This is a genomic window from Pelagibacterium luteolum (assembly GCF_900100665.1).
In the GTDB taxonomy this organism is placed as follows: domain Bacteria; phylum Pseudomonadota; class Alphaproteobacteria; order Rhizobiales; family Devosiaceae; genus Pelagibacterium; species Pelagibacterium luteolum.
In genome coordinates this window covers 16,286-30,136 of the sequence record NZ_FNCS01000018.1, presented here as the reverse complement: position 1 = coordinate 30,136, position 13,851 = coordinate 16,286, and the positions used below count along the sequence as shown (strand labels likewise).

The 13,851-nt window shown below is 58.2% G+C and carries 10 protein-coding genes; 5 read left to right on the top strand and 5 right to left on the bottom strand.

The genetic code is table 11. The features are described 5' to 3' along the window. Positions 1-87: 87 nt before the first annotated feature. The 5 genes from BLR31_RS18010 to BLR31_RS17990 all read left to right on the top strand — a co-directional run bounded on the left by BLR31_RS18010 (position 88) and on the right by BLR31_RS17990 (position 8,141). On the top strand, positions 88-1,308 hold the full coding sequence (locus BLR31_RS18010; protein ID WP_090598576.1) for a pyridoxal phosphate-dependent aminotransferase: 1,221 nt from the start codon (positions 88-90) through the stop codon (positions 1,306-1,308). A gap of 23 nt (positions 1,309-1,331) precedes the next feature. Further along, positions 1,332-2,825, top strand: a complete 1,494-nt coding sequence (amaB, locus tag BLR31_RS18005; protein ID WP_090598660.1) for an L-piperidine-6-carboxylate dehydrogenase — start codon at positions 1,332-1,334, stop codon at positions 2,823-2,825. A gap of 71 nt (positions 2,826-2,896) precedes the next feature. Then, positions 2,897-4,294, top strand: coding sequence for a 2-oxoadipate dioxygenase/decarboxylase HglS (hglS, locus tag BLR31_RS18000; RefSeq protein WP_090598573.1), 1,398 nt, complete (start codon positions 2,897-2,899; stop codon positions 4,292-4,294). A gap of 6 nt (positions 4,295-4,300) precedes the next feature. Then, positions 4,301-7,183, top strand: coding sequence for an FAD-binding and (Fe-S)-binding domain-containing protein (locus BLR31_RS17995; RefSeq protein ID WP_090598570.1), 2,883 nt, complete (start codon positions 4,301-4,303; stop codon positions 7,181-7,183). Between the two features lie 58 nt (positions 7,184-7,241). Then, a complete protein-coding gene (locus tag BLR31_RS17990; protein WP_090598655.1) occupies positions 7,242-8,141 on the top strand; it encodes a LysR family transcriptional regulator in 900 nt (299 codons plus the stop codon). On the opposite strand, the gene BLR31_RS17985 is transcribed toward BLR31_RS17990, so the two are convergent. From BLR31_RS17985 to BLR31_RS17965, 5 genes are all read right to left on the bottom strand, one after another. Beyond that, positions 8,138-9,424, bottom strand: a complete 1,287-nt coding sequence (locus BLR31_RS17985) for an NAD(P)/FAD-dependent oxidoreductase (protein ID WP_090598566.1) — start codon at positions 9,422-9,424, stop codon at positions 8,138-8,140. The two genes, BLR31_RS17990 and BLR31_RS17985, sit on opposite strands and share 4 nt — an antisense overlap. A 108-nt stretch (positions 9,425-9,532) precedes the next feature. Next, positions 9,533-10,579 carry an ABC transporter ATP-binding protein gene (locus tag BLR31_RS17980; protein WP_090598563.1) on the bottom strand — a complete coding sequence of 349 codons (1,047 nt, stop codon included), beginning with the start codon at positions 10,577-10,579 and terminating at the stop codon, positions 9,533-9,535. A 7-nt stretch (positions 10,580-10,586) separates the two neighbouring features. Then, positions 10,587-11,432, bottom strand: coding sequence for a carbohydrate ABC transporter permease (locus BLR31_RS17975; protein ID WP_244505130.1), 846 nt, complete (start codon positions 11,430-11,432; stop codon positions 10,587-10,589). Then, positions 11,429-12,232: a carbohydrate ABC transporter permease gene (locus BLR31_RS17970; protein WP_244505129.1), complete on the bottom strand. Its 804-nt coding sequence runs from the start codon at positions 12,230-12,232 to the stop codon at positions 11,429-11,431. Before BLR31_RS17970 ends, BLR31_RS17975 begins: the two co-directional genes overlap by 4 nt. A 195-nt stretch (positions 12,233-12,427) precedes the next feature. Continuing rightward, positions 12,428-13,678, bottom strand: a complete 1,251-nt coding sequence (locus tag BLR31_RS17965; protein WP_090598554.1) for an ABC transporter substrate-binding protein — start codon at positions 13,676-13,678, stop codon at positions 12,428-12,430. Positions 13,679-13,851 lie beyond the last annotated feature (173 nt).

Below are 13,851 nucleotides of genomic sequence, written 5' to 3'. Positions count from 1 at the left end.
ATGATCTCATTCGAAGACATCATTTGCCGGGTGGGCAAAAGTCGTTGCAACTGAAGCGGAAAGCGCACGTCGCCGAAAGCACAGAACATGACTATATCGAATGGGTATGCTGGACAGATCGCCAGCCGAGTCAGGGCACTGGACGTCTCTCTGATCGTTAAAATTAGCGAAATGGCAGCGGCGCGCAAGCGGGCGGGAGAAGACATTATCTCGTTGGGGACCGGCGAGCCCGATTTCGATACTCCAGATTTCGTCAAGCACGCGGCACAAGCGGCAATCGATAGTGGCGAAACTAAATATACCGCCAACACGGGCACTCCGGCACTCAAGGCCGCAATTGTCGCGCGGTACCGCCGGCAAGGCATTGCCGTGGAGCCCAATCAAATTATCGCTTCGACAGGGGCCAAGCAGGTCTTATTCAATGCCATGATGGCGACGCTCGAGCCGGGCGACGAGGTAATTGTACCTACGCCCTACTGGACGAGCTATGTGGACATCATTGCTATATGCGGCGGGGTGCCGGTTGAGGTGCGAACGCGCGGTGAGGATGGATTCGTAATGAACCCCGAGGCGATGGAAGCGGCGGTGACCAGCCGCACTCGATGGTTGCTGCTCAATTCGCCCTCCAATCCATCCGGAGGCGCATATAACCGGGAGCAACTCCGCGCCCTCCTGCCAGTGTTCGAGCGACATCCTCATCTAGGGCTAACGTCGGATGAGATTTACGAGCACCTTGTTTACGACGATTTCTCCTTCATTTCGGTGCTTAAAGCCCTGCCCGAACTTGCCGAGCGCACGCTGGTAGTGAACGGAGTCTCCAAATCCCATGCGATGACAGGCTGGCGACTGGGCTTCGGAGTTGGACCCGTGTCTCTTATCGCCGCGATGTCTACAGTGCAGGGTCAAGCGACGTCCGCCCCCTCCTCTATCTCTCAGGCTGCGGCAGTTGCGGCACTCGATGGGCCCACCGAAATTCTCGAGAGCCGGCGGCAGAACTTCTGGCGCCGACGCGATATCGTGGTGGCCGGTCTCAACGCGATTTCCGGGCTCGACTGCCCCACCCCGCGCGGTGCGTTTTACGTCTTTCCAGATTGCACGGCCCTTCTGGGCCGAAGGACACCGGAGGGAACGGTACTGGAAACCGATACCGATCTTTGCGACTATTATCTCAGTGAAGCAGGCGTCGCCGTGGTTCCGGGAACTGCATTCGGCGCGCCGGGACATTTCAGAATTTCCTACGCCTATGCACAGACGGCCCTCGAGGCCGCGCTGGACAGGATCGCTGCGGCCACCGCCGCGCTAACATGACTCTCAACAAGGATACCCGCTCAATGGCCCACAAAGAGATTCTCGCAGCCGCACTTCTGACAGATGCCGACCTGACCGGCGGGGCGCTAGAAGTCAATTCACCTATCGACGGCGCTCTTTTGGGGTCATTGGCGACTCATTCGGTGAGCGATGTCCAAGCAATGATCGCCCAAGCGAAATCCGCATTCAACGCCTGGAAACTGGTGCCTGCCCCCCGCCGGGGCGAGTTGATCCGACTGTTCGGCGAGGAACTGCGCACAGCAAAGGAGGAACTCGGAGCGCTGGTTACCCTCGAGTGTGGCAAAATCCTCCAGGAAGGCCTCGGCGAGGTCCAGGAGATGATCGACATATGCGATTTGGCTGTGGGCCAGTCACGGCAGCTATTTGGACTAACTATCGCGTCTGAGCGCCCTGGGCATACCATGCGCGAAACGTGGCATCCCTTGGGCGTAGCCGGCGTAATCACCGCCTTCAACTTTCCCGTTGCGCCCTTCGCCTGGAACTTTGCGCTGGCGATTGTTTGCGGCGACCCGGTGATCTGGAAGCCCTCCGAGAAGACCCCGCTGAGTGCAATTGCGACCGCCAGAATCTTCGAGAAGGCTGTTAAGCGCTTCGGGGAGGCGCCAGAGGGCCTGCTGCAAGTCGCAATTGGTGGAGGCGAGATCGGCGAAGTGTTGACCACATCTCGAGACGTTGCCCTGATCTCAGCGACGGGTTCCACCCGCATGGGAAAGATCGTGGGCCCGAAGGTCGCCGAGCGGTTCGGAAAAACCGTACTGGAGCTGGGAGGAAACAACGCGATGATCGTGGCCCCGTCGGCCGATCTCGAGAACGCGGTGCGGGCCATCGTCTTTTCCGCGGTCGGCACTTGCGGACAGCGCTGCACCAGTCTGCGCCGGCTTATCGTACACGCGGATGTTCGAGAGGAACTGGTCGAACGGCTCAAGGGCGTCTACGCTAAGCTACCGATCGGCGACCCTCTGGCCCATGGCACGTTGGTCGGCCCACTGATCGACGCGGATGCCAATACGAGCATGAAGAAAGCGCTCGAGCAGGCTAAAGCCGAGGGCGGAACGGTAACCGGCGGCGGTAAGGCCGAAGGGGTCACGGGTGGCTACTACGTTCACCCGGCTATCGTCGAGATACCACGGCAAACCGACATCGTAAGGCACGAGACCTTCGCGCCAATCCTCTATGTGATGACCTATAGGACACTGGAGGAAGCCATCATACTTCAGAACGACGTGCCGCAGGGGCTTTCGAGCTGCATCTTTTCGACTGATGTGCGGGAGACCGAAATCTTCCTCTCGGCGGCAGGCTCCGATTGCGGCATCGCCAACGTCAACATTGGGCCTTCGGGGGCGGAGATCGGGGGAGCATTCGGTGGCGAGAAAGAAACCGGCGGCGGGCGTGAGAGCGGTTCTGATGCTTGGAAGGCATACATGCGTCGCCAAACCAATACGGTGAACTATTCCCGCGAACTGCCGCTAGCTCAAGGGATCAAGTTCGAGATCTAGAACGACTGTCACTTCGGTGCGCCGCGGTGATTTATTCCGGTTATTGAGCGAGCCTCTCAAGGAGAGATCGAATGGCTAATCATCTGTCTTCCCATGAAATCCGGGGACGCTTCTGCCGCGCCATGTCAGAAATGTACCGCCTGGAAGTTCCACTTTATGGGAACCTAATGGAGTTAGTCCGCGACGTGAACGATAGCGTATTGGCACGTGACCCGGATCTGAAGACCCGGCTCAAGGCGCTTGGCAATCTTGAGCGGATATCGGAGGAGCGTCACGGGGCGATCCGGCTGGGCAAGCCTGGTGAGCTGGCAACTATTCGACAGCTCTTCGCGGTGATGGGAATGGAGCCTGTTGGATATTACGACCTTTCGGTCGCAGGCATCCCGGTTCATTCCACAGCGTTCCGGCCCACCGACGGCGAAGCGCTCAAGCAGAGTCCATTTAGGGTGTTCACGTCCCTCTTGCGAATTGATTTGATCGAAGACGAGGCCCTGCGGGCTGAGGCGGAAGCCATTCTTGCAAGGCGGGACATCTTTACTCCTGGCGTGCGCGCCCTGATCGACAAACACGAGGATGAAGGCGGGCTTAATGAGACCGATGCTGAAGCGTTCATCATCGAGGCCCTTGAGACGTTCCGCTGGCATTCAGATGCTACGGTATCGGAGGCGACTTATAAGAAGTTGCACGACGCGCATCGTCTCATCGCGGATGTAGTAAGCTTTAAGGGCCCCCACATCAACCACCTGACCCCGCGCACGCTCGACATTGACGAGGTGCAGAGCATGATGCCTGAGCGGGGGATCACTCCTAAGGCTGTGATTGAAGGTCCTCCGCCGCGTGCCTGTCCTATCCTTCTGCGTCAGACGAGCTTCAAAGCGCTCGAGGAGCAGATCGCTTTTCTCGGGAAAAACGGTGAGCGGGTGACAGGGCACCACACGGCGCGGTTTGGCGAGATTGAGCAACGTGGGGTAGCGCTGACCCCTAAAGGGCGCAAGCTATATGACGAATTACTGGACAAGGCACGTGGGCTCGCCCAACCCAAGGCTGACGGATCAAACGCGGCCGATTACATGGCAGCGCTTTCGGAAGTTTTTGCCCCCTTGCCTGATGACTACGAGGCATTGCGCGCAGAGGGATTTGCCTATTTCCACTACTTCCTCACTGAAGAGGGCAAGGCGGCGCCGGATGGACTATCGAATGACATCGATATGCTTGTGGCAAGAGGATATGTAGGCTTCGACCCGCTAGTTTACGAGGACTTTCTGCCGGTGTCGGCGGCAGGCATCTTCCAGTCCAACCTTGGGGACAATTTGGCGAGCGACTCCCTAGCCGGTTCAAACCGAGCCGTCTTTGAGGAGGCACTGGGCGTCGCCGTGCGCGACGAGTTCTCGCTCTACCAGTCGCTGCAGGACGCTTCGATCGACGCGGTGATGGCCCGTGTCGCGTCGGCGCGCGCGCGGGCGAGCTAGGGCGCCGTGACTCCGCATTTGTCGCGGACGCAGGCCAGCCTCGCTCGATATCTCCAAGCGGTAGAAGACGAGGGTTTTACTGGCAGCATCGAGACAAGTTTTTCGGCCCGCGAAGTGCTCGCGACCGACAATTCGATCTATCGGGTCCGGCCAAGCGCGGTGCTCTTTCCAACTTCAACGGCTGACATCGAGGCAGTTGGCCGGGCGCTAGCCCAGTCCGGCAATGATACCCCAGCGCTAGTCGTACGGGGAGGAGGCACGGGTACCAACGGGCAGTCGCTTACCACCGGGGTGGTGCTCGACACCTCGCGGCACATGCGCACGATCCTAGACTTCGATGCCGAAAAAGGAGTCGTGAGCGTGGAGCCGGGCGTCGTGCTCGACCAGCTAAACGCGTTCCTCGCGCCCTATGGCTGGTTCTTCCCTCCGATGGTCTCCACGTCCTCGCGTGCGACCATCGGCGGCATGGTCTCAACCGACGCCTCGGGTAAGGGATCGCGTCAATACGGGCGCACCTCGGACTATATCGAAGCACTCGACCTCGTGCTAGCGGACGGCAGCGCCATCACGATCGACAACATGGATCGTGCTCAGACCGAAGCAACGTGCCGGCAAGACGATCGGCTAGGGGAGATCGTCCGGAAAGTACGAGCGGCACTGGAAGGCTCCAAAGATTACTTCCCGGCCGTGTTTCCAAAGATGAACCGGGGCCTGACCGGTTATAATCTCGAACAGGCGCTGCGCGCAGATGGTGGGCTCAATCTGTGCAAAATCATTGCTGGGTCGGAAGGCACGTTAGCACTTATCTCGAAAATCACCCTGCGTTTGGCCCGCAAGCCAGCGGTCAGCGGCATACTAGCGGTTTTTTATTCGGATTTCACCGCTGCGCTGCATCATGTACCCCGGCTGGTGGAAGCCGATCCCCTAGCGATCGAAATCCTCGATGATAAGGTGCTAGCGCTAGCCCAGACCGATCCGGTGTGGTTAGAACTAGGTGCGTTATTCGGAGTACTTCCGAGCACGGTGGGCGCTGTTAATTTCGTGGAGGTAACCGGGGAAACCTTCGGGGAAATTGAAAACAAGCTGCACTGGATGACCCGACACATTGAGGGCGACGACGCACCCACCTTGATCCGAGCGGTGACCGAGCCAGGGGCGATCCGGGCTGCCTGGTCGTTGCGCTCGAAGGCGGTAGGGCTTTTGGGAGGACTCGAGGGCCGGCGCAAAGCAGTGCCTTTCGTCGAGGACACCGCTGTGCCGCCGGAGGCGCTGGCCGGATATGTTGCTGAGTTCCGCGCCCTGCTCGATCGACACGGCATCGATTACGGCATGTTTGGCCACGCGGATGTGGGGTGCCTGCATGTGCGCCCGACGCTGGACATGACAGACGCAGCAGATCGCTTGATGATCCGAACGATCTCCGATGAGGTCGTCGCGCTGACCCGGGCATATGGTGGGCTGCTCTGGGGCGAGCATGGACGTGGAGTGCGCGGGGAATATCTCGAGGAAATATTCGGTCCCGAGCTCTATCCCGTTGTCAGAGGGATCAAGGCTGTATTTGATCCTGGCAACAGGCTCAATCCTGGCAAGCTAGCGACACCAGAAGGAAGTCCCGAGCGAGTCGAAAGAATCGATGAGGTTCCATTTCGGGGAGCCCTTGACGAGACGGTATCGCTGCCTCAGCAAAAGCAGTTTGCCAGCGCCATTGCCTGCAATGGCAATGGCGCGTGCCACGATTGGGATCCCGATGCGCCCATGTGTCCCTCTTACAAAGCAACCCGCGACAAGACCCAATCTCCCAACGGACGAGCGGCGCTTTTTCGTGCATGGGCACAAAAGTCCAATCAGCAGACAGAAGCTGCGCTCAAGGAAAGCCTAGAGACATGCCTGTCCTGCAGGGCTTGCGCCTCAGCGTGCCCTGTCAAGGTCGACATTCCGACTATGAAGTCTCGATTTCTTGATGCCTACTATGCAAGCCACAGACGTCCCCTGCGCGACTACGGCGTGCGTTTCATGGAGCCTATGCTGGTATTGGCGCGGCGCGCGCCCAAGCTAGCCAATAAACTCTTGGGGTCATCGTTGGGCAAAGCCGCAACAAGGGCGATTGGCCTTTTAGATATCCCGTTATTGGCAGAACGGTCGTTGGATACCCAACTTAGGGCTGCGCGCATCGGACGGCTGACCCGGCGGTCCCAGACGGACGCCGCGAGTGTCATCTTAGTACCAGATAGCTTTCTCGCGAGCTTTGATCCCGGACCAATCGTAGCGGCAGCGCGCGTACTGGCGGTGTTGGGATTTAAGCCCCTGGTCGCCGATATCATGGCCAATGGTAAAGGGCTTGAGGTGCGTGGCTTTTCCAAAGCCTATGAGCGAGTCAAAAACCGCCACCATGCCGGGCTGGCATCATACGCGGAAAGAGGCATTCCTATCGTGGGAATCGAGCCAGCAACGACGATACAGGTCCGCAATGAGGGCGCCCATTTTCTCATTTCGATAGACCGGTTTCTCGAGGCGATTGACACGCGCGTTACAGCGAAAACATTAAACAGTGTGAGGCATACCTTATTGGTCCACTGTACAGAGCGGACTGCCGATCCGGCCTCGGGCCTGCGATGGGCCCGTATAATGGACCGGTTCGGCGTCACAATGGCTCCACGCGATGTGGGCTGTTGCGGCATGAGTGGGCTTTTCGGTCATGAGGCCGAACATGCTGAGATGTCTAAGGCCATATTCGATCTGTCCTGGACCAAGGCACTTGCACTAGGAAACGTCGCCGCAACCGGATTTTCCTGCCGGTGCCAGACTAAGCGCCTTGCTAGCCGCTCCGTGCCCCACCCTATCGAGGTGCTAGCCAGAGCGATCGCGCCCGAGGGAGATAGCAATGGATGACGAAGATAGCCCCATGTTGATAGAAGGGCGTCAAATGTCCAAATCGGTACGACAGCCCATGGCTATTCCCCGTCGCTTCCTGCCTTCCATGTCCTTGCTAACTGCGTTTGAAGCGGCGGCGCGCCACCAGAGCTTTACAATAGCTGCCCAAGAACTCGCCATCACACAAAGCGCGGTCTCGCGCCAGATTCGGCTGCTCGAGGAGCAGATTGGGTGCCAGCTGTTCGTCCGCGATAAACAGACGGTACGACTGTCCGAAGCTGGGGCCGCCTATGCGCGTGAGATTGGGGAGGCGCTACGGCGCATTGGCACCGCGTCGCTGAACTTGCACGCAAATCCCCATGGCGGAACACTCAATCTCGCCATTCTGCCCACCTTTGGTACGCGTTGGCTCGCACCCCGCCTACCTCGCTTTTTTGAACTGCACCAGGGAATCACCGTCAACCTGTCGACACGTCTGACGGCCTTTGACTTCGAGTCCGACCCGTTTGACGCGGCCATCCACTTCGGCGATAGGCCTTGGGCCGGTAGTGAGGGCGTCGAGTTGATGGGTGAGATGGTACTGCCCGTCGGAGCTCCCAGCTTTTTCAACACCCATCCAGTGAAATCGGCAGCCGACCTGGTCGAGTTGCCCCTTTTGCACCTCGCGAGCCGGCCCGATCATTGGGAGCGCTGGTTTAGTCGGCACGGCACCACGGTCGGACGCCTGCGCGGCATGCTCTTTGATCAATTTGCAACCGCTGCCCAGGCCGCGGGATCGGGACTGGGGCTGGCACTCCTGCCAACTTTCTTAATCGCCGCCGACCTTGATAGGGGCGACTTGGTTCCGGCGCTGAATGCTCCAATGGAAAGTCCTGAACGCTATTTCCTTGTCTGGCCCGCTGGCCGCGGTCAGCATGGCCCTCTTGCCCATTTCCGCGAATGGATCGTTGATGAGGCGCAAGCTTTAGGGCGTTAGACCCGACCAGAGAGCAAATGCAGTGCCTGGCTACCGGCTCGGTAAAACGCAGTCCGAACGCGGGCGAAAGGCGCCCTTCCAATTGGAGAGTTCGGGAGTATCATCTCCTCGCCATGGGCTATCATCTGAGCCATAGCGCGCCCAAAGACGGTGCCGGGCGCGATGCCACGACCATTGAAGCCGTTTACTCCTATCGCCTTGGGTCCGTAGGAATGGAATTTGGGCAAAGCGTCGCCCGTCATTCCGATTTGGCCGTGCCAAACGTGGGCAAAAGGCGGAATATCGATCCCAGGGAAAATGCTTTCCAGACTTCGTCTGGCAAAGGCCACCTGAGTTCGGCGCGAGAAGGCGTCGATCGCGCCGACGCTACCAAAGATCAGCCGGCCGGCCCTGTCTTTACGCAGCGAAGTCATAACGGTTCGAGTGTCCCAACACCCCTGTCTTTCGGGCAAAATGGTGCCAGCAATATTGTCTGAAAGTGGTTGGGTCGCGATCTGGAAAAAGGGCAGCATGGTCAACTCTTCGTCCTGTGAGGCGAAGGGAAAGTCGCGCTCGAGACTACTATAGGCATTGGTGGCCACGATGACCCAAGGCGCTGTGACGGTGGCTGACGGCGTCGAGAGCGTCCATTTGCCATTCGCCTGTGCTGCTTTGGTGACCGGAGAATCGGTGTGGATCGCAGCACCTAGAGATTGGGCTGCACGAGCAAGCCCTCGTGCATAGGCCAGCGGCTGGATGGTGCCAGCGCGCCGGTCGAGCAGAGCTCCGGCGAACGCGCCCGAACCTATCAGGCGCGCGGCAGCGTGGGGGGCAAGGCGAGTGACTGGTGCTCCCAGGGCCTGCCACTGGCGCTCGCGCTCGCCAAGTTCAGCATAGCCCGAGGCACCGACCGCCAGATGCAGCGTGCCATTTCGCTCAGCTTCGCACTCAATGCCATGGCGCTCAATGAGATCGAAGACGGCAGCGGGGCCGTTTCCCAAAGCGGTTATGAGCGTCATGCCCCAGCGTTCGCCAAGCGTGGCAACGAGGTCCTCGGGCATCACCCACATGCCGGCGTTGACCAAGCCGACATTGCGTCCCGACCCGCCATTGCCGATCCCCCGTGCTTCAAGCACGATCGGGCGCAGACCAGATTCTGCGAGGTGGAGCGCGGCAGAAAGCCCCGTATAACCCGCGCCAATGATCGCGACGTCAGCATCGCAAGATTCGCTCAGCGGAGTTGTTGTTGGCGGCGTTGGCGCACTAGCCTGCCAGAGATTGCTGTGATTGGTATCCTGCAGCATTTTAGCACCCTATCAAGACACCCAAATTGAACGATCGTCGCGTCTCGCGCAAACGCCGAAAGAGTATGACGTTGTGCAGGTTGGTGCGACGCTGAGGGTGCCGACGGCTCACTTGGGAAAAATATGCAACTTTTCAGGTGGCATGGTGAGGTGCACGGTCGCTCCGGGCAGTAAAGCTATCTGGTGTTGGGTTTCGATTTGGACTGAGGTTCCACCTACCTGTATTGTCAGTAGCCGAGCATTGCCCATTTCCTCAACTAGCTGAAGTTCGCCCGAAAGCGTTCCCCTGCCCGGATCACCAAGCGCTACATCGTGGGGACGAATTCCGACAAGCAATGGTGCGCCCGAAGATATTCCTGAGGGTCGAGTGCCCAACGCAATGCGAGTCTCAGTGATTCTGACAAAACACTCGTCGTCCATTGTCCCCTCGAAAATGTTCATGGCCGGTGAGCCGATGAACTGGGCAACAAAGGGACTGGCCGGAGAGTTGTAGAGCTCGAGCGGCGTGCCAATTTGCTCGACCTTGCCGCCGCGCAAAACCACGATCCGGTCTGCCAACGTCATCGCCTCAATTTGATCGTGTGTGACGTAGATCATCGTCGTTCCGAGCCTTTGGTGCAGTCGCTTAATCTCACCTCGCATGCGGACGCGAAGTGAAGCATCAAGGTTCGACAGCGGCTCATCAAAAAGAAAAACTGACGGCTCGCGCACCACGGCGCGCCCCATGGCTACACGTTGGCGCTGACCGCCCGAAAGCTCGCGCGGCAGCCGGGCGAGGTACGGGGTAAGCCCCAGCATCTCTGCAGCCTCCGACACGCGGCGCTCAATTTCCGGTTTCGGGGTCCCAACCATGCGAAGCGGGAAACCGATATTGTGGCCGACGCTCATATGAGGATAGAGCGCGTAGTTCTGGAAGACCATGGCGATGTCGCGGTCGCGTGGAGGAAGAGCGTTGACCACTTCTGAGCTGATTGAGATTGAGCCAGCGGTGATGGGTTCAAGACCCGCTAGCATGCGCAGAAGCGTTGACTTGCCGCACCCCGAAGGCCCGACAAAGACCACGAACTCTCCGTCGGAAATAGAGATGTCCACGTCGTTGAGAACGTCGAGTGCATCATAACGCTTCGTGATGGATTTGAACTCTACACTTGCCATAATCAGCCTATCGGATTGAGCCAGACAACGCACCGGACACGATCCAGCGTTGCATGACGAAAAAGACAACCACAACCGGTATCGCAAAGACGAGCGAGGCCGCCATTTGCAATTCCTGCAGCGTAAAATACTCACCCCGGAAAGAAGCGATGCCGTTGGCGGCAGTCCAGAGCTCCTGAGATGTGACTAAAGTTCGAGAGAACAGGAAATCGTGCCAACTGGTCACGAAGCCGTAGATGAAAATCGCTGCCAAGCCAGGAACTGCGAGCGGCAATGCAACATGGAAAAAGGCGCCCGCATGGGTACAGCCATCTATGCGCGCCGCACTCTCAAGATCGGTGGGAATGGAATCAAAGAAGCCTTTACTCATCCAGATTGCGAGCGGAACGACGAGAGAAATATGGCCAACGACCATCCCTTGCATGGTATCGAGCAGCCCCCATGCGCGAAACAGCATGTAAAGGGGTACAATAATGCTGGTCGCTGGCATCATTTGGGTGGTCAGGACGGCAATGAGCAATAGGTTTGCTCCACGGAACCGCAGACGGCTAAGCGCATAGCCGCACGTGGTGCCGAAGGCGAGAGAGATCGCCGAAGCGAGCGTCGCCACAAGAATCGAGTTCCAAATCCAACGGGCCATCGGACGATCTGCAAAGAGGGTAACGAAGTTCTCAAGCGTGGGCGTGGTTGGAAAAAAGGTCATCACTTGTCGACCGAGCCCGGTGGGTGTCAGTGCTATCACCAACATCCAATAGAGTGGGAACAGCGCAACCATGGCGAGTGCAACGATAGCGATTGTGCGCAAAGTGATAATCAGCAGGGGAGTAAACGGTGCAGCGCGACCCAGGATCACATCACGTCTCCATGGCCGGTGCGCGGCAAAAGCCGCAGATAACCCAGCACAAGCATTGCCGAGGCCAGGACGGCTAAAATGCCCAACGTCGCGGCATAGCTAAAATCAAGGCTACGGAAAGCGGCATTGTAGGTCAGGACTGTGAGGGTTTCGGTCGCCCCTGCTGGCCCACCACCGGTCAGGATGAATATGATGGGAAAAGACTTAAACCCCATGATCATGAGGAGAATGACAATGACCGCGATAATGAAGCGGAGATGGGGTAAAGTGATATGTCGAAACTGCTGGAATGCGTTGGCCCGATCGATCCGTGCCGCTTCATATAGTTCATCAGGTATGGCTTTGAGGCCGGCGAGAAAAAAGATATAGGCGACCGGAAACTCGTTCCATACTTGGGCTACGATGAGCGCGGGAAGCGCGGTCTGGCGTTCGATCAGCCAATTCTGACCGTCAATGAACGGCACGAAGTCGAGGAGCCTGTTGATTACCCCAAAATTGCCATCGTACATGACGCCCCAGATCAGGGCAGTGACCACGGCAGGCACCGTCCAGGGCAAAAGGAACGCGACCCGTGCCAGGCCAGAGAACCATATAACACGTCGGGTAAGCAGCGCTGCGGTCAGCGCCATTCCCACAGACCCGATCACGGTTCCGACCATATAGAGAGCCGAGAACCCCAGCGCCGCGTAAGCTTTGGGGTCTGCAACGAGGCGCAGATAGTTGTGAACGCCGTACGTTCCAGCGGCGGCGGGTCGGCGCAAAGCGATGCTATCAAAGCTCAGTCTAACGGCCTCCAGCATGGGCAGCCCTATGACAAAACCCAGCATCAAAAGCGCAGGTAGGATCATAATAAACGGGAACGCCGGACCGTCGAACAGGACGCTTATCGCAGACGATCGCCTAAAAGCATGTTTGACTGATGTCATGAGGGAGCTCGCTTAAGAAAGGCAGGGCGAAGGGCAGTTGCCCGACGCCCTGCCATGGGAAGATGCCGCCTACGAACAGCAGTCCTCAAGCTGTTGCTGAGCTATAGCGAGCGCTTCTTCGGGCGGAACATTGTCGCGCAGAGTAAGCAGGACCGCATCGACGACGATGGGCCAGATCTCGTTGAACTGGTCGGCATGGCCAGGAATGGCGATGGGATGGGCCGACCCGCTACTTTCAACGTAGGGAATAAGGTAGGGCCGCGCTGCGAGTTGTTCATCGCTGAGCGCATTGACCCCGTAGGGAATGTAAGGGCTGTAGTCACTGAACTGAGACTGAAGGTCGTCGCTTGCCGCCATGGAAATGAACTCCCATGCTGCCTCTGGATTGTCGCTGTCGGCGCTTATTGCCAGTGCCATGTTGACCCCGCCGGTAGCCGGGCCGTCCCAAGGATGGCCAGCGGTCTGGTAGCAGTCAAAGTTTTCCGGATTATTTTGTTCGATGAAAGGGAACTGCCACTGGCCATCGATCGTCATGGACGAACCGCCTGTGGCAAAGAGAGCCCGAAGGTCCGTCTCGCTCATACCTTGAGGCACGACGCCGGAATCGTAGATCGCCTTAAAATACGTCAGTGCGTCAATCGCAGGCTGAGTGTCGAGAGTAAAATTTCCGTCTTCATCGGAAAAGGACCCACCATGAGCCAGTGTCAGCATAAGCAGGGTTTCGTAGGTAGGGTCTTCGTTGGCGTTGACCAGGTTCATCCCGTAACGGGTAACGCGGCCGGATTCGTCAGTTTGGGTCAGTGCCTCTGCATATTCCATTATCTCATCAAGACTCGTCGGAGGACCGTCGAGCCCGGCCTCTTCAAAGTGGCATGAATTGTAGATTAGCTGGAGGGTGCGGCCGGTGATCGGCAGAGCATAGGTTGTGCCATCAACCGTAAGGCTGTCCCAGCCGCCAGGAACGATCGCATCACGCAAGTCAGACTGCTCTATGAACGAGTCCAGCGGCAACACGTATCCTGCGGCGAGAAGTTCGCCCAGATTATTGGGATTGACGGTGAGCACGTCAGGACCTGCTCCGCTTGCGGCCTGGATTAGAAGCTGCTCATAATAATGACCCGCTGACACGCTGCGCGGAACCAACGTGCCTTCTGCCTCGGTATTATATTTTTCGACTAACAGTTTCCACCAATCCCCCATGCCTGGCGCGTCGTAATCGACAACCATAAAGTCGATTTCCTGAGCGTTGGAGACGAGCGAAAGCGGCGCGATTGCCAGCGCCGCCAGAATGGCTAGTGGTGCTTTGATGCGAAATTTCATTGACGTTCCCCTTCTTCTCCGGGCGGGATGGGCCGCGGCTTGCGCCCTGTTTCCCGAACCTTGAGACCGAGTATCCGATCTAGGATTGTCCTTGCTCAAACTCCTTTTTGGAATGACTAGCCCACCCTTGGAGCGGTTTAAAATGCGCGCAACGCAAAGTTACCTGACGAGAG

Excerpts from the sequence above, each read along its gene's own strand:
- BLR31_RS18010 (WP_090598576.1), top strand. The coding sequence starts at position 88 with ATGACTATATCGAATGGGTATGCTGGACAGATCGCCAGCCGAGTCAGG.
- amaB (WP_090598660.1), top strand. The coding sequence starts at position 1,332 with ATGGCCCACAAAGAGATTCTCGCAGCCGCACTTCTGACAGATGCCGAC.
- hglS (WP_090598573.1), top strand. The coding sequence starts at position 2,897 with ATGGCTAATCATCTGTCTTCCCATGAAATCCGGGGACGCTTCTGCCGC.
- BLR31_RS17990 (WP_090598655.1), top strand. The coding sequence starts at position 7,242 with ATGGCTATTCCCCGTCGCTTCCTGCCTTCCATGTCCTTGCTAACTGCG.
- BLR31_RS17985 (WP_090598566.1), bottom strand. The coding sequence starts at position 9,424 with ATGCTGCAGGATACCAATCACAGCAATCTCTGGCAGGCTAGTGCGCCA.
- BLR31_RS17980 (WP_090598563.1), bottom strand. The coding sequence starts at position 10,579 with ATGGCAAGTGTAGAGTTCAAATCCATCACGAAGCGTTATGATGCACTC.
- BLR31_RS17970 (WP_244505129.1), bottom strand. The coding sequence starts at position 12,232 with ATGCTGGAGGCCGTTAGACTGAGCTTTGATAGCATCGCTTTGCGCCGA.
- BLR31_RS17965 (WP_090598554.1), bottom strand. The coding sequence starts at position 13,678 with ATGAAATTTCGCATCAAAGCACCACTAGCCATTCTGGCGGCGCTGGCA.